This is a genomic window from Desulfoferula mesophila (assembly GCF_037076455.1).
GTDB classification, from domain to species: domain Bacteria; phylum Desulfobacterota; class Desulfarculia; order Desulfarculales; family Desulfarculaceae; genus Desulfoferula; species Desulfoferula mesophila.
Map to the genome: position 1 here is coordinate 4,309,245 of NZ_AP028679.1, position 19,772 is coordinate 4,329,016.

Annotated in this window: 19 protein-coding genes; 2 read left to right on the top strand and 17 right to left on the bottom strand. The window is 54.8% G+C overall.

The window, feature by feature from the left end; genetic code table 11:
- Positions 1 to 55: 55 nt before the first annotated feature.
- The 17 genes from AACH32_RS19975 to AACH32_RS20045 form a co-directional block, all read right to left on the bottom strand.
- On the bottom strand, positions 56 to 556 hold the full coding sequence (locus AACH32_RS19975; protein WP_338603569.1) for a TRAP transporter small permease subunit: 501 nt from the start codon (positions 554 to 556) through the stop codon (positions 56 to 58).
- Positions 557 to 643: 87 nt separating this feature from the next.
- Entirely contained in the window at positions 644 to 1,750 is a 1,107-nt protein-coding gene (locus AACH32_RS19980) for a C4-dicarboxylate TRAP transporter substrate-binding protein (RefSeq protein ID WP_338603572.1), read from the bottom strand.
- 85 nt (positions 1,751 to 1,835) lie between these two features.
- Entirely contained in the window at positions 1,836 to 2,684 is an 849-nt protein-coding gene (locus AACH32_RS19985; protein WP_338603574.1) for a 3-hydroxybutyryl-CoA dehydrogenase, read from the bottom strand.
- 29 nt (positions 2,685 to 2,713) lie between these two features.
- Positions 2,714 to 3,892 carry an acetyl-CoA C-acetyltransferase gene (locus tag AACH32_RS19990; protein WP_338603577.1) on the bottom strand — a complete coding sequence of 393 codons (1,179 nt, stop codon included), beginning with the start codon at positions 3,890 to 3,892 and terminating at the stop codon, positions 2,714 to 2,716.
- Between the two features lie 127 nt (positions 3,893 to 4,019).
- A complete protein-coding gene (locus tag AACH32_RS19995) occupies positions 4,020 to 5,186 on the bottom strand; it encodes an acyl-CoA dehydrogenase family protein (protein ID WP_338603580.1) in 1,167 nt (388 codons plus the stop codon).
- 25 nt (positions 5,187 to 5,211) lie between these two features.
- Entirely contained in the window at positions 5,212 to 6,747 is a 1,536-nt protein-coding gene (locus AACH32_RS20000) for an acyl-CoA carboxylase subunit beta (RefSeq protein WP_338603582.1), read from the bottom strand.
- A gap of 89 nt (positions 6,748 to 6,836) precedes the next feature.
- Positions 6,837 to 8,003 (bottom strand): CaiB/BaiF CoA transferase family protein, encoded by a 1,167-nt coding sequence (locus tag AACH32_RS20005; RefSeq protein WP_338603584.1) that lies wholly within the window; start codon positions 8,001 to 8,003, stop codon positions 6,837 to 6,839.
- A gap of 282 nt (positions 8,004 to 8,285) precedes the next feature.
- Entirely contained in the window at positions 8,286 to 8,954 is a 669-nt protein-coding gene (locus tag AACH32_RS20010; RefSeq protein ID WP_338603586.1) for an RraA family protein, read from the bottom strand.
- Between the two features lie 27 nt (positions 8,955 to 8,981).
- Positions 8,982 to 9,551 (bottom strand): 2-oxoacid:acceptor oxidoreductase family protein, encoded by a 570-nt coding sequence (locus AACH32_RS20015; protein ID WP_338603589.1) that lies wholly within the window; start codon positions 9,549 to 9,551, stop codon positions 8,982 to 8,984.
- Between the two features lie 34 nt (positions 9,552 to 9,585).
- The gene (locus tag AACH32_RS20020) at positions 9,586 to 10,419 is read right to left on the bottom strand and encodes a thiamine pyrophosphate-dependent enzyme (RefSeq protein WP_338603591.1); all 834 of its coding nucleotides are present in this window, start codon (positions 10,417 to 10,419) and stop codon (positions 9,586 to 9,588) included.
- Positions 10,420 to 11,556 (bottom strand): 2-oxoacid:acceptor oxidoreductase subunit alpha, encoded by a 1,137-nt coding sequence (locus tag AACH32_RS20025; protein WP_338603594.1) that lies wholly within the window; start codon positions 11,554 to 11,556, stop codon positions 10,420 to 10,422.
- 2 nt (positions 11,557 to 11,558) lie between these two features.
- Positions 11,559 to 11,777 carry a 4Fe-4S binding protein gene (locus AACH32_RS20940; RefSeq protein ID WP_350341525.1) on the bottom strand — a complete coding sequence of 73 codons (219 nt, stop codon included), beginning with the start codon at positions 11,775 to 11,777 and terminating at the stop codon, positions 11,559 to 11,561.
- 8 nt (positions 11,778 to 11,785) lie between these two features.
- A complete protein-coding gene (locus AACH32_RS20030) occupies positions 11,786 to 13,057 on the bottom strand; it encodes a lactate racemase domain-containing protein (RefSeq protein ID WP_338603597.1) in 1,272 nt (423 codons plus the stop codon).
- A gap of 68 nt (positions 13,058 to 13,125) precedes the next feature.
- The gene (locus tag AACH32_RS20035) at positions 13,126 to 14,436 is read right to left on the bottom strand and encodes a TRAP transporter large permease (protein WP_338603600.1); all 1,311 of its coding nucleotides are present in this window, start codon (positions 14,434 to 14,436) and stop codon (positions 13,126 to 13,128) included.
- A gap of 61 nt (positions 14,437 to 14,497) precedes the next feature.
- Complete coding sequence (locus tag AACH32_RS20945) at positions 14,498 to 15,088, bottom strand: TRAP transporter small permease (RefSeq protein ID WP_350341526.1); 591 nt, start codon at positions 15,086 to 15,088, stop codon at positions 14,498 to 14,500.
- A gap of 15 nt (positions 15,089 to 15,103) precedes the next feature.
- On the bottom strand, positions 15,104 to 16,246 hold the full coding sequence (locus AACH32_RS20040) for a TRAP transporter substrate-binding protein (protein WP_338603603.1): 1,143 nt from the start codon (positions 16,244 to 16,246) through the stop codon (positions 15,104 to 15,106).
- Positions 16,247 to 16,732: 486 nt separating this feature from the next.
- Positions 16,733 to 17,380: a lactate utilization protein gene (locus tag AACH32_RS20045; RefSeq protein ID WP_338603606.1), complete on the bottom strand. Its 648-nt coding sequence runs from the start codon at positions 17,378 to 17,380 to the stop codon at positions 16,733 to 16,735.
- Positions 17,381 to 17,762: 382 nt separating this feature from the next.
- Here AACH32_RS20045 and AACH32_RS20050 point away from each other — a divergent pair, with 382 nt between their 5' ends.
- Positions 17,763 to 18,452: a GntR family transcriptional regulator gene (locus AACH32_RS20050; protein ID WP_338603609.1), complete on the top strand. Its 690-nt coding sequence runs from the start codon at positions 17,763 to 17,765 to the stop codon at positions 18,450 to 18,452.
- A gap of 134 nt (positions 18,453 to 18,586) precedes the next feature.
- Positions 18,587 to 19,423 carry a hypothetical protein gene (locus AACH32_RS20055; RefSeq protein WP_338603611.1) on the top strand — a complete coding sequence of 279 codons (837 nt, stop codon included), beginning with the start codon at positions 18,587 to 18,589 and terminating at the stop codon, positions 19,421 to 19,423.
- The last annotated feature ends 349 nt before the right edge of the window (positions 19,424 to 19,772 follow it).

The following is a 19,772-nucleotide window of genomic DNA, read 5'->3' on the forward strand; positions in this document are numbered from 1 at the left end:
CCCAGTAAAAATCATTAACTTAATAGGGCAAATCAGAAGATAATGTTTCATTCGCCTATTCTTTATGGCTTTCCAATCCCATCCAGGTGGAGAGGATGTCAGAGAATAGTTGCAGAGCGAGGCCCAAAAAACCTAATGGAATGAATAGCTTCATCGGCCAAACGGGGAACGGAATCAAACCGAACCTGAATTCATCAATTTTATAGGACTCCCAGAAACCAATGATTCCCTGCCATACCATTATCAAGATAAATACAAACACCACTGTACAGTTGATTAAGTCGGATATAAGTTTTGATCGCTCGCTTAAAAACTGTTCAATGATCCCTACTTCCGCGTGCTTTTTATGTAGCTGAGCATAGGCGAAAGATACGGATGCAGTGATAACCATAAGCAATTCGATTAACTCAATGGCTCCGGGGAGACTTCTTCCAATGATTGTTCGCCATCCAATGTCAGCCATGGTCAGGATGACCATGGCGCATATTGAGGCAGCACAGACAAAGGCCAGCGCAATACTGATTTTTGCCGCTGCTTTTTTAATGAATTCGATCATCGAAGAAGCCTCCCCGGATGTGTAGCGGTATTACACTATTTAGGTAAGGAGTCAGCGCTAGGTCACAACCCCGCCAAAGCAGCCGAGTTACTTTTTCTTTTGCTCATAAAGTTTCAGGCAAATCTTGAAAGGGTTGACATAAGGCGAATTGGTCTCGTACTTCTTGACCAAGCCCTTGTAACGAGAGAGCATTTCCTCTGCAGGAAGGCCTCTGTCCTTAAGCGATTTAATCCAAGCCTTCTCCACTACTGGACCACCGACCGTTTCGATTTTCTGAAGGTCTTCCTTTGGCCATACGATGGGTATACCACCGCCATCAATTAGGGTTTGGGCGTTCTTGATGTTAGCCTTGTTCATTGCCTTGATCTGATGATCCTGGAACTCATTGCCGGCTTTTTGGAAAGCCTCTTTGTTTGCCGGCGAGAGTTTCTCCCAAATCTGCTTGTTCATGATTAGGTTGATGGTTACATAGGTGCCGAAACCTGGGTCTAAGAAATACTTGGCGGCCTCATAGAACTTCATGGCTGTGGCATAGCGCAGATTTGCCCCGGTGTAGCCATCAATGGTTCCCCTTTCCAAGGCTTCATAAACTTGCGAGCCGCTCAGGGCAATGGGTGATGCGCCTACCGCGCTGATCACCTGGGACAAGTAGCCAGTGACACGTATTTTGAGCCCTTTGAGGTCACTAAGTCGCTTGATATCAGTCTTGGAGCCAAGCAATGTAGGTTCGCTGGCGATCCAGGCCACAGGAACTAGGTTGTTTTTTTCGTATTCAGCTTGGAACGGTTTAAAGGAATCGTATAAATCCTTACATGCGTTCAGCTGAGCGTAGCTGTCCGAAGTGATGAAAGGTATGTCGGTGACGCTGCTCAGAGGCAGGTATGATGGTGCGTAAACGCTCAATCCCAACCCCAAGTCGGCGATGCCATTTTTAACCGCAGTCAGCGTTTCTTTCATCTTTACAAGAGCGCCTCCCCAATAGTTTTGGAAGGTGACTTCACCCTTGGTCAATTCCGTGATTCTCTTTTGCCAATTGACTATCTGCTTGCTGGTGCTGTGGGTTGCCGGCCATCCAGAAGCGTATCTAATGGTTATCTTGTTTTCCGCGGCCGAGGGTATTGCACTTGCCAGCAGTAAAAGGCAAAGCGTAATTACACATATCCATGCTTGCTTATTTAACGCTTTCTTTAGCACGGTTTTCCTCCTTCAACTAGTTAACGGTAACTCTCCAACCATAGGAACATCGCGATAGGCGGCAGGCTAATGATTGGCAAGTCGCCTAGTACTGATAAAAACCCTTTCCCGTTTTTCGTCCTAGCCAGCCCTGGTCCACATATTTCTTGAGCAGGGGGCAGGGGCGATACTTGCTGTCGCCCAGCTCGGTGTGCAGCACCTGCATGATGGCCAGGCAGGTGTCCAGGCCGATTAGGTCGGCCAGGGTCAGGGGGCCCATGGGATGGGCCATGCCCAGCTTCATGATCTGGTCGATGTCCTCGGGCTTGCCAACCCCCTCCATCACGCAGTAAACCGCCTCGTTGATCATGGGCATCAGGATGCGGTTGGCCACGAAGCCGGGGTAGTCGTTGGCCGGCACTGGAATCTTGCCCATCTGCTGGGCCAGTTCCATCACCGTGGCAAAGGTCTCCTCGCTGGTGGCCAGGCCCTTGATCACCTCCACCAGCTTCATCATGGGCACCGGGTTCATGAAGTGCATGCCGATGACCAGCTCGGGCCGGCTGGTCACGCCCGCGATCTTGGTGATGCTGATGGAACTGGTGTTGCTGGCCAGGATCACTCCGGCCGGGCAGATGCCGTCCAACTGGCGGAAGATCTCCAGCTTGAGGTTCACGTTCTCGGTGGCCGCTTCCACCACGATGTCGGCCTGGGCCATGTCCTTCAGCTCGACCGTGGTCTTGATGCGCCCCAGGATGGCCTCCTGATCGGCGGCGCTGATCTTTTCCTTTTTCACCAGGCGGGCCAGGCTGCCGCTGATGGTGTTTAGGCCCTTTTGGCAGAACTCTTCCTTGATGTCGCTCATGATCACGTTCAGGCCGGCGGCGGACGCCACCTGGGCTATGCCGTTGCCCATCTGGCCGGAACCGATGACGCCGATGGTCTTGATCCGCATGCTGCTAACTCCTTGACTAATCTTGCGTGCTAAATATTCTCCACTATAAGGCTCACCGCCTCGCCGCCGCCCAGGCACAGGCTGGCCATGCCGTTGGCCGCGCCCACGTCTTTCATGGCGTAGATCAGCGTGGTCAACACCCGCGCTCCCGAGGCCCCGATGGGGTGGCCGATGGACAGGGCGCCGCCGTAGATGTTGATGCGCTTGGGGTCCAGGCCCAGGGTGCGCTCCACCGCCAGCGAGCTGGAGGCAAAGGCCTCGTTGACCTCCATCAGCTCGATGTCCTTGGGGTCGATGCCCTGCTTGGCCGCCACTTTGGGGATGGAATAGATGGGCGCCACCAACACGTACTTGGGGTCGATGCCCGCCGCGCCCTGGGCCCCCACCCGCACCATGGGGGTGATGCCCAACTCCCGGGCCTTGTCGGCCGCCATGACCACCACCGCCGCCGCCCCGTCGTTGAGGCTGGAGGCGTTGCCCGCGGTCACGCTGCCGTCCTTCTTAAACACCGCCTTGAGGCCGCCCAACTTGTCCAGGTTGGGGACCATGAGCCCCTCGTCGCGGGACACCACCTTGGGATCGCCCTTGCGCTGCGGGATGCTGACCGGCATGATCTGGCTGTCAAAGCGGCCATCGTCCGCTGCTTTGAGGCTCTTGGTATAAGACTCGAAGGCGAACCGGTCCTGGTCGGCCCGGCCCACCCCGTATTTCTCGGCGCACAGCTCGGCGCTCATGCCCATGTGGAAGTCGTTGATGTGGTCCCACAGGCCGTCGTGCACCATGGAGTCAACGGCCACGGCGTCGCCCATGCGCATGCCGGTGCGGGCCTTGGGCAAAAGGTAAGGCGCATTGGACATGCTCTCCATGCCTCCGGCCACCACCACGTCCGCGTCGCCGCAGGCCACGGCCTGGGCGGCCAGCATCACCGCCTTGAGACCCGAACCGCAGACCTTGTTCACGGTGATGCAGCCCACCTCGAAGGGCAGCCCCGCCTTGAGCGCCGCCTGGCGCGCCGGGTTTTGCCCCAGCCCGGCGGGCAGCACGCAGCCCATGATCACCTCGTCCACCTGCTCGCCCGGCAGGCCGGAGCGGGCCATGGCCTCGGTTATGATCGCCGCGCCCAACTCGGTGGCGCTAAGGCTGGACAGGCCGCCCAGAAAAGAGCCCACCGCCGTACGGCAGGCGCTTACTATAACTACTTCACGCATGATTTATTGCTTCACTTTCTTGTTAAATCAGGGTGCATAACAACCCTTGAAGAGTCCTAGCCAAGGGTCAGGCAAGGCGCAAGGTCAGTCCAGCGGTAGCTTTTGGTCCTTTACTGCTCATCGGGATTCAGCGTTTGTTGGCCGTCCGGTATCCCAGGGCGTCAGTAGCGATGATCATCTTCTGCACGTTGGCCGAGCCTTCCAGGATTTGATAAAGCTTGGCCTCGCGCAATAGACGCTCCACCGGATATTCGCTGGAGTAGCCGTAGGCCCCAAGAATGCGTAGTGCTCCATCAGCCACACGAGAAGCAACGTCGCAGGTGTAGTACTTGGCCGTGCAGGTTTCCAGGGTGTTGTGGAGCATGCCCTCATCCTTTTGCACCGCACAGCGATAGGTGAGCCAGCGGGCGGCCTCGGTCTCCACGATCATGCGGGCCAACTCCTCCTGGACCATCTGGAACTGTCCGATGGGCCGCCCGAACTGCTCCCGTTCCTGAGCGTATTTGGTGGCTTCTTCTATGAGCCCCTGGCACACCCCCAAGGCTCCGGCCGCGGCGGTGAGCCGGGTATTGTCCAGGCCCGCCATCACGCAGGGGAAGCCTTGGTTTTCCTTGCCGCCCAAAAGATTTTCGGCTGGTACTTCCACGTCATCGAAAAACAATTCGCCGGTGGGGCAGGCGTTCCAGCCCATCTTCTCGGCAGTGGGCCCGCTGGAGATGCCCGGCAGGTGCATGTCCACGATGAATCCGGACATGCCCTTGTAGGGCTTACTGGGATCGGTATAAGCGTAGACCACCCCCACGTCCGCCACCTGGGCGTAGGTGATCCAGTTTTTGGAGCCGTTGAGGATGTAGACATCGCCTTTTTTCACCGCAGTGGTCTTGAGCGATCCCACGTCCGAACCGGCGTTGGCCTCGGTGATGCCGATGCAGCCCAGGGTCTTGGCGCTGACCAGGTCGGAGATGTATTTCTCTTTTTGTTCCGGGGTGCCGAACTGATAAATTTCGCGGGCAGTGCCCATGGTCTGCATGTTGAAGGCGGCCCGCAGGGAACCGCTGACCTTGGCTATTTCCTCGCAGATGACCGTGTGGGCCAAAAAGCCCATATCGTTACCGCCGTACTCCTCGGGAATGGGGCAGCCGAAGAAGCCCAGAGCGGCCATCTGGTCCACCAAGTCGCGCTGAAAAGTGTGGGACTTTTCATCTTCCGCCACCCGGGGGCGGACTTCCTTGTCCACAAACTTGCGGGCCACGTCTTGGACCGCCGCTATCTCTTCGCTGAATTTAAAATCCATTGCGTCTTCTCCTTGCAGCCAATACTTATAGCGGTATGTTGCCGTGCTTCTTGGCGGGCACGAGCTTCTTCTTGTTAACCAAGAGCTCCAGCGCCTTGATCAGGGTGGGCCGCGTGTCGCTCGGGCGGATGATATCGTTTATGTGCCTGAGGGACGCCGCCCGTATGGGGTTTACGTAGTTTTGGTAGTAGTAGTCCAGCAGTTCTTGGGCTTCGGCGGGATCCTTGGCCTGCGCAATCTCTTTACGAAAGATCACGCTGGCCGCGGTCTTGGGAGCCACGCTGGATATCTCGGCGCCGGGCCAGGCGTAGACCAGGTCGGCCCCGATGTACTGGCTGCCCATGGCGATGTAGGAGCCGGCGTAGGCCTTGCGCACGATTACCGTGATTACCGGCACCGTGGCCTCGGCATAGGCATGCAGCAATTTGGCCCCCCGGTAGATCATGCCCCCCCGCTCCATCTCCCGGCCTATCAGATAGGCCGGCGAGTCCTGGAAGGTGATCACCGGGATGTTGAAGGCGTCGCAGAAGCGCACGAAGCGGGCGCCCTTTTCCGCCGCCTTGATGTCTATGACCCCACCCAACACTTTGGGCTGGTTGGCCATGATCCCCACGGAGCGGCCGTTGAGGCGGGCAAAGCCGGTGATCATGTTAGCGGCGTACAAGGGCTTGGTTTCCAAGAAGTCGCCCTGGTCCACCACAGCGTTGATGACCTTGTGCATGTCAAAAGGCATAAAGGACATCTGCGGGGCCACCTTGTCCAGTGAGGCCTCGGCCCGCTCCGGGTCGTCGGTGCAATCCAGCTTGGGTGTCGGGCTCTGCCAGCTTTGGGGCAAGAAGTCCAGCAGGCGGCGGGCCTGGGCCAGGATCTCCTCCTCGCTCTCCTCCATGATGTCCACTAGGCCGCTCACCCGGGAGTGCATGGGTGCGCCGCCCAGTTCCTCGTCGCTAATGGCTTGGCCGGTCTGAGCTTGCACAAAGGCGGGGCCAGCGATGTAGGTGCAACTGGACTTGGTGGTAAGGATGAAGTCGGTAAGTCCGGGGGAGTAGGCCTGGCCGCCGGCTACGATCCCTAGGATGATTGATATCTGAGGTACCACCCCAGAGTAGAGAGTGTTGCGTCGGAACAGGTGGCCGAACATCCCCTCCGGGCCCAGGGTCTCGTGCAGGCGAAGCCCACCCGAATGGCAGATGCCGATGATAGGTACCTGTGCCTCGGCGGCCAGGTCCATCAGGGCGCATATTTTCTTGCCGTGCATCTCGCCGTAGGTCCCACCAAGGGCGGCGAAGTCCTGAGCGTAGACGCACACCTTGCGGCCGCTGATTTCGCCAAAGCCGGTGATTACCCCGTCAGCCGGGATCTCCCGCCGGTCCATGCCGAAATCGGAATATTGATGCCGCGCAAAGACATCCAGTTCGGCAAAGGATCCAGCATCCAGTAATTTGTCTAGCCTTTCCCGGGGGGTAAACATGTCTTTGTCGTAGAAAAGCTTTTGAGCTACTTCCGGAGAAGTGGAGTTTATCAACGTTTGTTTTTGTTGCAGCAGGGGATGTTCATCCATTTTTAGCCTTCCGCATGTTGTATTAATTAATGACGGGCCCTTCCTAAGCTATGCAGACCCCGCGTCAGATAAATCGATTTTGCCTTTAGTCAGGGGCCGATTCCTAGGGTTCCCTCGGCCACCAGCTTCTCGATATTTTCCGGGCTCATACCTAGGCCTAGCAGGACCTCCCGGCTGTGCTGGCCTAGCCGAGGGGAGGGGCCTTCCGGTAACGGGGGCGAGGCGGAAAGCTTGAAGGGCGAGTTGAGGAATTCGCGGCCCTGGTCGTCTTTGGAGAGCATGCCCCGCGCTGCCACTAAAGGCCTCTGGACCGCCTCTTCCAGGGAGAGGACCGGCTCACAGCACACGTCATGATTTTTAAAAAACTTTTCCCACTGCTCACAAGTGCGCGAGGCGAAGATGGCTTGTACCTCGTCGATCACATCTGCTCCGCCGAACTGGCCCGCCTCCAGATCGGGTCGCTCCAGCGCTTGGCAGAAGCCTTGCCAAAACTTGGGCTCCAGCGCCCCCAAAGACATGAACCCGTCATCACTGGTGCGGTAGACGTTGTAGCAGGGGTAGCGCCCGTTGAGGGTCATGCCTCGGGGCGCGGGCTCATCGGCCCCGGCCTGCACCCGAGCCAGAAGTTTGGTGGCCATGGAAAGGGCTCCATCGAACATGGCCACGTCCACCAACTGTCCCTGACCCGTGCGCTGCCGCTGCACCACCGCAGCCATCAGCCCGGACAGGGCCATGAGGCTGCCCCCGGCCACGTCGGCGATCTGCACCCCGGCGATAGCCAGTTCGTCCTCCCGGCTGCCGCCCATGGCCAAGACCCCGCATAGGGCCAGGTAGTTGACGTCGTGCCCGGCGCGCAGGCGATAGGGACCACTTTGTCCGTAACCGGATATGGACACCTGAATCAGGCGGGGTTGGCGGGCGCTCAACTCCGGCCAGCCCAGCCCCAGTTTGTTCATGGTCCCCGGTCTGAAGCCTTCCACCACCACGTCGTAGTCATCCAGCATGCGCAGGAATATTTCCCTGCCCGCCACGTGCTTCAGGTTCAAGGCCAGGCTTTTTTTGTTGCGGTTCACCGAATCAAAGGAAAGGCGAGCCGCCTCGGGAGAGGCCCCCATGCTGCGGCCGAAGTCGCCGCCCTGGGGGTTCTCTACCTTAAGCACCTCGGCCCCCAGCGAGGCCAACAACCAAGTCATATAAGGACCCGGCAGGTTCATGCTCAAATCCAATACCTTTAGCCCTTGTAAGGCTCGTTCCATTTCCGACTCCCTAGACGATCCGAGCCCTCGGAATGAATGGGCGGCTGGGAATGGCCCCGGCCCTTCCTGAGCCGGTCCATGCCAAGCTCCGGTTAATGGTGAGTAGCCAGCAAGTGCAGATCGAAGAAGCTGTCTGAATCCGACAGGCGCGTTCTGCACTCGCGTGGAGTCAACATGCCCCTGTCGGAAAACTAGTCCTTGACCCGCGCTTCACCAGCGCTCAGCCTTATCTGTGCTTTCCTGGCGCACAGTTCTTGAATCATGTCCATGATTTTTCAGGTCTCACATCTTAGCGAACTTCTTGAGGGCCTCACTGAAGGAAAGTCCCTTCTTCACCTCCTCGATAGCCATGCGGTCCTGCCGTTCAAACTCCCGGGCGATCTTAAGCACCTCGGCGGCGACGCCGGCCGGCACGCAGACAATGCCGGTGCCGTCGGCCACGATGACATCGCCGGGCGACACCATTACTCCGTCAATCTTAACCACCGTGTTCATAGCCGTTATCTTCACCCGGCCCTTGCCCGAAATGGGTAGCACATGGCGAGAGAAAACCGGGAAACCGAACTCCACGATCTCTTCCAAATCGCGCACCCCACCATCCACCACTAGTCCACTCACCCCCCGGTTCTTGGCCGCGAAGGAGGCGATGCCGCCCCAGGTTGAAACCTGGTGCCCTGCGTTGTCTATGACCACCACGTCTCCGGCCTCGGTAGTATCTATAACCTGCCCTAATTTGAAATCAGCGTTGGTGTAAGTACCCAAAACACCTGTGACTTCCTTGACCGTCAGCGCGCTGCCCACGCAGGAAAAGCCATGGTGCACGGGTTTGATATTGGGGATAACCCCCTGAATCTTCATGTCGTCTAGCACATTGCCGATGGTGCTGGTGCATAGGCCTTTAAATCCTTCGACTATCTCCTGCGGCAGCCGTTGGATGGTTCCTACCTCCATTGCTTGAACTCCTTATCCAGGAAGTGGTTAGTTGGTCCAGTTTTGGTCCAACTCTTGGGCAGCCTTGAATCCGGCAGCCAGAGCCTTGCGGTTCTTGTCCATGGTTCCGGCGGGTACTCTCTTTTCCAGCGCCTTTTCCATCGCCTCCAGCGACACAACCTTCGTGAGCCCCACCAAGGCGCCCAGGGCCACGATGTTGCTAACAACCTCGCCACCGGTAGCCTTGGCAATCTCAGTGAGGGGTAGGCCGATAATCTTTGCGGGAGAATCGATCTTTTGAGTGGCCAGCGAAGTGTTATAAAGAAGAATTCCCTTGGAGTTAACTTTGCCCTGGTACTTTTCAAGGGACTGCCTGTTCATGGCCAAAAGGATGTCGGGCAGCACTACCTCGGGATATACGATTTCTTGTTCACTAATGATGACCTCAGCCCGACTGGCCCCGCCGCGGGCTTCCACTCCATAAGACTGGTTTTGCACCACGTGCTTCCCCTCATAGATTCCTGCTGCCTCGGCCAGGATGATCGCTCCTAGAACGATGCCTTGGCCCCCGGCCCCACTAAGACGAATTTCAATCTGCTCTGCCATCTTGTCGTCCACATTTCTTCCTTAGATAAGGCCTTGTGGTTTTCCGTCACTTGGCATGAATTCGTTTGATCAGTTCCTGGTACTCAGCGACGCACTCTGTGCGATGTTCTTCCACGAAGACCCCGGTCACCACCTTTCCCTCTAGTTCCTCGGGGCTCATCTCCTTCGCCTTGGCTGCTGAAACGGAGTTGTCTTTGAGCCAATGCAGCATCTGTACCGGGCTGCCCATCTTCTTGCGTCGGCCGAAATAGGTGGGGCAGATGCTTTCCACCTCCACCAGAGAGAAGCCCGGGTGGGCTATGGCCCGGCCAATCAGGCTGGCCAACTGAGCTACGTGATATACGGTGGTGCGGGCCACGAAGGTGCCGCCGGCCGCGGCCACCAGCCGGCATATGTCAAAGGGATGGTCGGTCAACCCGAAGGGAGCGGTAGCCGCCTTGGTCCCTATGGGGGTTGTGGGTGAATACTGGCCACCTGTCATTCCGTAGATGTGATTGTTCATGATGATGGCGGTGATGTTAATGTTACGTCGGGCGGCGTGGATCAGGTGGTTGCCTCCGATGGCCGAGGAGTCACCATCACCCATCAGCAGAATGGGATGCAGATCAGGACGGGCCAGTTTGAGCCCGGTGGCATACGATGGGCAGCGACCATGCAGAGCGTGTATATCGCTCATGCGAATGTAGGTGCCCGCGCCGCCATAGCAGCCGATTCCGGTGACTAGGACGAATTTTTCCCGAGGGATGTCCGAAGCGCTCACCGCGCGGACTAGGCCGCCCATGGTGGTACCGATACCGCAACCTGGGCACCAGGTGGAAGGTAGAGTGGCTTCATTGAGATATTCCGCCATCAGATTTTGCAGAGGCTCTATCTTGGCCATTTATTTTGCCTCCTCTATCGCCGCCAAAATCTGGTCGGGAGTGAGCAGCCCTCCGTCCACCCGGTTTACCTGATGCAAGACGTTCTTTTCGCCCAGGCAGCGTTCTACCTCACCTGCCAGTTGCCCCAGGTTTAGCTCCGGCACCAGGAAAGTCTTGGTCCGCTTGGCTAGGGACCGCACATGCTCGTAAGGGAAGGGCCAAACCGTAAGCAGTTTTAGTAGACCTGCCTTGATACCGGCTTGGCGAGCTCGGTTCACCGCGGCCTTGCTGGGCCGGGCCGTGGAGCCGTGGGCCACCACCACCATATCGGCATCATCGAGGAGATAAGATTCTATGAGAAGGATGTCGTTCAGGTGCATTAGCAGCTTGTTGTTTAGGCGGTGCACCAAAGCATCGGTTATGGCGTAGTCAGTCCAGGCGGCGAATCCCTTCTTGTTATGTATAAAGCTGGTGAAGTGGGATTCATAGGCCGTTCCGAGATCGGCCATCGGTGGCACGCCGTCGGGCGCTTCGGTGTCGTAGCTTAGGTAGTCCTTTGGGTCTACCTTTGGGCGGGGGCGCTCAACCAACTCCAGCGATTCCGGCAAAGTTACCTTCTCGCGCATGTGACCGATGGAGGCATCGGAGAGGATCATCACTGGCACACGGAATCTCTCAGATAGGTTCACCGCTTTTACGGTGAGGTCAAAACACTCCTGCACCGAGGAAGGGGCCAGGGCGATCATGTGGACCCCACCGTGTGTACCCCAGCGCGCCTGCATCACGTCGCCTTGGGCCGGCTGAATGTTGCCAATGCCGGGGCCACCGCGCTGCACGTTCACGATCACCAGGGGTACCTCCATTATGGCCGCGCACCCTATGCCCTCCTGTTTGAGGGAGATGCCCGGACCGCTGGAAGCGGTCATTGCTTTAACGCCGCCCATGGAGGCGCCTGTAGCTGCAGTAACGCTACCGATCTCGTCCTCCATTTGAATGAAACACCCGCCCTCTTGGGGTAGGCGTAAAGACATGTGCTCGGCAATCTCCGAAGCTGGGGTAATGGGATAGCCCGCGAAAAAACGTACCCCTGCCATGATGGCACCTTCCACGCAGGCCTCATTCCCTAAAAGGAGGACCTCTTTACTCTGGCCTTTCATAATCAGGCTATCTCCTGTACAAAGATGGCGAAGTCGGGGCATCGCATCTCGCACTGCCGGCATAAGTTGCACTTCTCCGGCTGAACGGCTTCCACTACCGAATCAGCACTCCAGGCAAAAACGCCCTGGGGACAAAACTCCAGACATATGCCGCAATTCTTGCAACGCTTTGGATGTATAAGGACCGAAGCGCCCTTTTTGGTCTGTTGTTGCTGGCTCATTGTTCACCTTAAGCGGAAAAATCCAGACAAAGGTTTCCGTCCTTGTCAAAGGGAATTTCGAAGGGCTCGCCGACCACATGGTTGGTGGCCTTGTCATCGATTTGGTCCACTAGGCAGGCAGAAATATAGAGGACCTGCATCTTGCCAGTGTGTTTTAGGAACACAATACGTGCGTCATCGGGGTTGGCCACGCCTTCCACGTCCGGGTAGCCAGAAGTCTGCACGGCGGCCTCCACGGCCAGAAGATCGGTGGGCAAGGGCGGGGGCGTAACCGCCGCCTCGGGCAGGCTGGCAGCGATAGCGTTAATTGTGGTGATGCCGTAATCGATTTTTTTGAAGAAGCGGTCGGTAATGTAGTCAAAAGAGCCCACGCCCACAGCATTTCCCAGAGAGGATGGGTGCAGGTCCAGCACCACCATGCGAGTGGGGTCGGGGTCGTGTCGCTCTGTATAACAGCGCAAAGTAGGCTTGCCCAGGATATTTGTGTCCGGCGGTACGTTCTTGCCGATCTCCTGCACTACAAGCACGTCTATTTTCTTAAAAGGTATACGTGGGATCATGGACAGGGACTTCTGGAGCAACTCGGCATTCTTGACGATGATCTGGTTGGGTTCAACTGCTTCGATGATCGCAGTCTTGGAAAAGGAGTTCTCCACGATCCCCAGGGCCAGCACGATCGGTAACTTTTGGATACAAAGGGAGGCCACTTCGAAGACGTTTTCGGGGAACTGCTCCCAGCCAAAGCTGTGTACCGTGGCTGCACCGGTCTTTTTACCCAGGCCAATGGCGAACATCTTGAGAAACCCACTCTGGTGGGGCCCCATAATGTGACGATGGAACTTAATGCGATGAACCATTAGGATGCCGTCGGCCTCGGCGGCATACTTGTCTATGAACACGGGGATACCTTTGTTGGGGGTGGTGCCAATCCTTACCACCTCCATGGTGGCCTTAATCGGCATGCCCATACTCTCTTCGGTAACTCCGAACTTCTCGGCCACCTTGAGCTGACCCTCCACTGTCCCACCGCCGTGGCTGCCCATGCCCAGAACGATGTATGGTTCGGCCTTGAGTTCCTTGAGAACTTTGCCCACGGTGCGAAGGATGCGGTCAATTCGGTTGATGCCTCGGCTCCCCATGGTGAGGGCGATTTTCTGACCCGGCTTCACCCGGTTTTGGATACCCGCGTCCTTTAGAACCTTCTCAACATGTGATTCGATATCTTGTATCGAATTGTCTTCATAGGTTCTGACTACCTTTACGATTTTAGGCAGCTTCATCACGAACTCCTGTGTATTTGAAAAACCGCTTTTAAGCGATAGATGACCACTTGGGGTAGTAAGGTTTCTTAACGGCCGAGCATGGTTTCGGGAAGCCAGGTCGCCATCCACGGAAAAGCTATGCAAAAAGCAATGACAATAAGTTCTCCTAAGAAGAAGGGAGATATACCTTTAAAGATCTTTTCCAATGGCACATCTGGAGCAACACCGCTAATTACAAAGACGTTTACACCCACAGGCGGGGTGATCAGGGCCACCTCAGCCATAACTACACAGATGACCCCGAACCAGATTCCGCTGAAACCAAGGCCGATGATGACAGGGAACACTATGGGCAAGGTCAGCACCAACATACCGTATACGTCAAGAATCATGCCCAATATCAGGTAGATTGCCAGCAGGGCTATTACTAGGAGATATTTGTTCACCTCCATACCCAAAAGCAGGTTAACTAGATACTCGGTCGCCCCTGTGAGAGCCAGGAAACGCGAGTACAAGATACCGCCATAAACGATGGCCAGGATCATGGCAGTCAGACGTACTGTCTCCCGCAGGGCCTTAAGAAAAAGGCCCTTTGTCATGCGCTTCATGAGCACTGTCAACAACAGGGCCATAGATGAGCCGATGCCCGCGCCTTCGGTGGGCGTGAACACACCTGCGTAGATGCCGCCGATCACCGAAAGGAACAGCAGCAAGATAGGCCAGACAGCCTTCACACTCTTCCAGCGCTCCACCCAGGAAAAAGTGGGGCCGGTGGGACTGAGTTTCTTGTTCCAAAGGCACCAGAAGTAGATAACACCAGCGAAAACCAACACCGTAACTATGCCTGGGATAACCCCGGCCATGAAAAGCTGTCCCACCGACTCCTCAGTCATGGCTCCATAGAAGACAAACACCAAGCTAGGTGGAATTAGCACCCCTAAGGTGCCGGAAGCGGCAAGGCATCCGGTGGATAGCTTGGAATCGTACCCATAACGGTCCATTTGGGGTTTGGCCAGGGAGCCGATGGTGGAGGCAGTGGCAGCGCTGGAGCCAGTTATGGCCCCAAAGCCGGCGCAGGCAAAAACAGTGGCTATAGCCAAGCCACCTTTCCAGTGTCCAAACCATTTATAGGCTGCAGCGTAAAGGTCCTTTGCTATACCCGAATTAGAGACGATGAAACCCATCAAGATGTATAATGGTATGCATACCATAACGAAGTTTTCAGCACTTTCGTGCCAGCCAACTAACAGCAGTTGAGATATTGCCGTGTCAAAGCCAGCAAAGTATGCATAACCTAAAAAACCCGTCAGCAACATGCTAAAAGCAATGGGTATACCCAACGCCACGCACGCCATTAGAACGAAAACACTAATTAGACCTAGAAACTCGTTGCCCATATGCTTGTTTAACCTATGTCCTTTGAGATTCCAGATTTATCAATCTATTGGACTCGTGAGACTACACTGCTTTCTCATAAACGAAAGTAGCGCGCAAATATCTAAAAAAGTCCACAATCATCTGGATCGTGAACACTAGACATCCTATAAGGTAAATGATGCGGAAAGGCCAAAGTACTACGTTGGCTTCGAAGGTGATTTCGTGCAGTTCGATGGCGTCAATTACAGCATAAAATGATTGAAGTGACATAAATCCGAATACCGTCGATCCCGCCAAGGCCGCCAAGGCCCAGCAGAAATTCCGTCCTCTCTTGGGAAGGATTCGCACAAGAAGCTCCATCCTTATGTGGCCGCGCCGCGTCCAGCAATAGGACAAAGAAAGTAGAACCAGGATCATCATCAAGAGGCAGTTAACGTCGTTAGCACCACGGATTGGGGCATTGAATATATCCCTCAGGATAACGTCAATTGTGACTAGGCACATCATAGCTACGAGAACGATTACTGACCCGACTTGTGCGAACCAGTAGCTTATGAAGTCGATAAATATCTTGTGCTGGTATATCGAATTATCGATCCCATGATCTTCCATGATCCCACCTGTCAATATGATAATATTTGCCATGCCCGTCGACATTCGGACGACGGGCATGGCTCGATCATGAAGTTACCAAAGCTTGTCCATGGGAACTGGGTTTGTTCTTTGGAGATCCAACATTTGTTGTTTCGTAAAATTTTTGTACTTGTCGTTAAGAGCTTCCATCTCCTTAATTAGTTGTTTGGCCGGTAAGCCCTTGCCTTCCATGTCCTTCACCCACTGGTCCACAACCGGCTGTGCGGCCGCTTTCCACCGTTTGACTTCATCGGGAGGCAGTTTGATGATCTTTACGCCGTGTTCCTCGAAAGCCTTGCGAGCACCGGGGGTATGGTCCTCATAAGAGGCTGAAATATTAATGCCAGTCTCGCGCGCCGCCCCGTACACCAGCTTCTTAAGATCCGGAGGCAGTTTCTTGAGCCAACCGGGGTTGACGATGCCCGAGGTAGGTGCAAAAGCAGCTAGGCCGGGGCCGATCTCCGTCACATACTTGCAGACCTCATAGAGCTTGTAACTTTGGGCACTGGCCCAGGAGAAGATGCACGCGTCAACCATGCCTCTTTGCATAGCGGTGTAAATCTCGGGAGAGGGTACCACCACAGGAACCATGCCGTATCCTTCGAGTAGCTTGTTGAGCATGCCGCCTCCGCTGCGAACCTTCATGCCCTTAAGCTGCTCCAATTTGGTAACCGGCTTGTTGGTGAACAGATGGTAATTACTAGTAGAGGACATAAGCAGAAGCTTGCATCCTAGAGCCTCATAATCCTTTTTGAAATACTTGGGGTAGAGCTCTTCCAAAGCGCGAGCGGCAACGTAAGCATTTTCCCACATGAAGGGAAGCCCGGCCCCCATGACCAGCGAAAAACCCGTTGGCGAATAGTTTGGATAGGCTGGTGATACGTCGCAAATATTGCCACGCACAGCTTTGAATCCGGCATTTGCCTTGAACAATACCCCGCCTACAAACTCTTTGACTTTGATTTTTCCTTTAGTCCGTTGGTCCACCAAAGTAGTGAAGGTATGCCAACCTTCGGAGTACATATGGTGACCAGGACTTAGATAAATGCCGTAGCGACAGGGTATTGGCGAGCCGGTGTAGGTTATCGGCACGTCTACATAAGGCATTTTCTCAGCAGCCATGACTGGCTGGCCCATCACGATCAGATTCACCAATAAAAGGATCATCAGCGCGAACAAAACGCTTTTCTTGGCCATTTGCTCCCTCCGCCTTTCAGCCAATTCAAAATGCGATGGCAAAAATCGGTAACCGACGCCCTCTGAAATACGGTGAAACCACGCTAACTTTTTGTCGACATGTAGTCAAGTTGTTTTTTGACCAATTGAGTGATTATAACAGCGACTAACCCTAGTTTTGTATTTGTGCCTCAAACAAGTTTACCGCATTAACCAATTGATTATATTGTGCTAGTTTTGATTGGGGCTCGGCTTCGCAGCATAACTGTAATGAATTGCGGCCTAGACTGCAGGCTAAAGTCACACAGACCTGTCCCCGGAAGATTTTGGTTTGGAAAGAGGCATTTCGCAGGTAACTTTATTAATTTATTAAAATAGTTATCCGGAAAGCCCGCTATCGTCAGCAACCGGCGGGCGATGAGGACCCAACAGATTAAATATGCGTCCCTGTCCTGATTAGGACGTCGTAATTTTCCTTATGCTCGGCCTTGAGCAGGTGCCCTTGGGCTAGTAGCCAAGGGCCTCCCCCACCAGTACCACGTGGATGCGGTTCGGAATCATGGAGCCCTCAATGATGCTCCAGAAGTTGCAGATGCGTCCATAAGCGCGGCAATCGACGCACAGGCCGTTCTCGGCACAGGGGGTTTGCTTGCCCCGGCGCAAGGCGTTTACCGGGGCAGCATAGTGCTTAACCCGGGCAATGGCGCTGTCTAGATCCGGAGTTACTTTATTCATGCCAACCACTAGGATCACCTTGTGGGGACCAAAGGCCATGGCCGCCACTCGGTTGCCCATGCCGTCCAGGTTCACCAGACGGCCATCCAGGGTGATGGCATTGCTACTGGCCACCATGACATCAGCTGTGAGGCCGCGTCGACGGAGGTCCATCTCCTCTTCCGGAGTGGCATCAGGTCGTTGGTAGTGCCTTAGCACTGTGAGGCCCTCTATGGCCGCAAGTTTCTCCCATAAACCCGTTTCGACTACACTCACTGAGCCGCACCCGTAAACTGTGCTGCCGGGTGGAATCATCTCCATGATTTGCTGGCCAGCCTGGACGGCGTCCACTGCATAGGAGCCGCTCATCCGCCTTTTTTCAAGCCAGGCGATGATGCCATGAGCCACTTTCTGGTTCCAACCAACCTGATGAATGTCCATATTGCCCTACTAGGTGAGTTATTTTGACGCAGGTGAATTCCCTACCGCTCAAACAGTGGATTTATAAATTTGTTCACTTGAAATCATGTCGACAAAAACTATAATAAGCTATATACTGCGAAATGGAAACGGGTAAGTAAACACTTTAGCCGGCTGGGGGCGAAACAATAAATGGATATATATGTAATTTCTTGTAAGTTTGGATGCCCCTATATTATGTTGCCGCCTAGTTCGTCGAGGTGGACCCCGATTACAGCCGGGCCCTCACCATGGTAGGCGCTAAGCCGGCGACTAGGCCTAACTGATTTATTTCTATCCCTAAAGACTGCTGCAAACCTAATGCGGCGGTTATGCGAGAACGAGAAAGAGTCAAAACGAGCCTATGGTTAAAGTCTACCAGCCAGGGTCCATAGTAGAGCAGCTCTACAGCTTGTTGTGCATGGAAATCATGGACGGCTCCCTCAAACCGGGGCAAGCCCTCCTCGAGAAGGATCTACAGCAGCGTTTCGGGACAAGCCGGGCACCCATCCGGGAAGCGATACGCTTGCTGGCGGCCGACCGGCTGGTAGTGGTCAACGCTTACAAGAAAAAGTACGTGCGCAAGATCACCCGCGAGGACCTCCGCGAGGTGATCCCAGTACTTGCCTGCCTGGAGGGCTGTGCAGCTCGCCTGACTGTGGAAAAAATTACCACCCCACAATTGAAAGAGTTCATTCAGATCAACGATGAGCTAAAGCAGGCCTACCAGGCAGGGGAAATCGATCGCTGCATAAGCCTGAATTTCAATTTCCACAGCTTCTATGTGAAGGGGGCTGCGAACCAGGCCCTTCGTCAAGCCATCCGGCCCATGATTCAGCGCATTGTGCGCCTTTGGGTTTCAACCCTTTACGCCCGGAAGGCCGACTTTTTTGTTACTACCATCCAGGAACATGAAAAAATCATCTCAGCCTTTAAAAGAGGTGATGCCGCCCAAGTGGAGCAAATGGCCCGCGAGCACATTGAGAATCTGCTTTCCCGGGCAATGCGTTTTTCGGTTTTCGACAAGCAGGGCAACTTCAACCTGATCAAGTAATTGCCCCCTATCATTCCCTTATTGCTTTACTAATAGACTATTAAATATAGATTCCATTATTGGTTGGTAAATACTTAACTAAATCAACTCAAGGGGGGCAGGTTACACATGAACCATCTCTAAGGAGGAGCAACATGAGGGCAGCATTTACCCTCACACCGGCTGAGTCTCGCCGATTGATCGCCAAGGCGGTGGTCGAGTTGGAAGAAGTACGTCACGCCGTGCATGACGCATACGTAATCATTAGTGGAGGGACCACCAACGGGTACATCGCACAGGAGCTAGCGGGTGCCAAGAACCTAGAACCTCAGAAGTTCACTGCTGGCACTAACACCCACCGCCTTCTCTGCGTGACCGACGAAAATAAACGCACGCCGTTCCCCATTATTCTGCACAAAGGCCAGGTGGTGGCCAAAACAACTCCCGAGGTGTTTCAGGATTTTAATGTAAACACAGTGATAATTAAGGGTGCGAATGCCATTGACCCGGATTGGAACGTGGGTGTGGTAGTGGCTGGCTTCGACGGTGGCACAATGGGCAAAACCATGGGCACGGTGCAATCCCAGGGGCTACGCTACATCGTACCGGTTGGCTTGGAGAAGATGGTACCCTCAGTACACGCCGCGGCCGCCGCAGTGGGCGCAAAGCGCCTGGACTACTGTTTGGGAGCCGACTTCGGTATGGTCATTATGCCCAACGCAGTGGTGGTCACCGAATTAGAGTCATTGGAAGTCCTGTGCGGTGTGGAGGCTACCCATGTGGCCTCAGGGGGTGTGGGCGAATCAGCCGGTTCGGTGGTACTAGTGGTGGAGGGCAATAAACCTGATGTCGAGGCAGCCATCAAGCTGGTAGAGGGCATCAAGGGAGAACCTGTTTTGCCAGGTTTTAAAGGTACTTGTAAGTCATGTCGCTACGCCTGCAGGTTTAGAGGGACCGAGTTGGCCGACCTGCCGGCATGGCTTACCGACTGAAGCACCAGCATGTGAGGACTCAGACCTCGCCACACATTGATCATGCCAATTGTAGCTTTTCCCTTACTAGTTCATAAGGGGTCTTCCCCTGAGCGACCTTTGGGGCCGGCAATAGTTGTAGGAGCTTTCCCATTCAACCAGCTTTCGATTAAAGTCCACGCCACCTATCTTGCCTAAATAATTGTTTTCACTAGCTTTTTATGCTTTTTGGTGTTACACAGGGCCCATTTAAAAACTGTAGTAATATCAAATGGTTGTAAGAACTATCGGGCACCTAAGGGGCGTGAATTAAGATGGTGCCTTCTGATTTGTATTGACAATAAATGTCTGCTAACAGTAAACAGTAAAC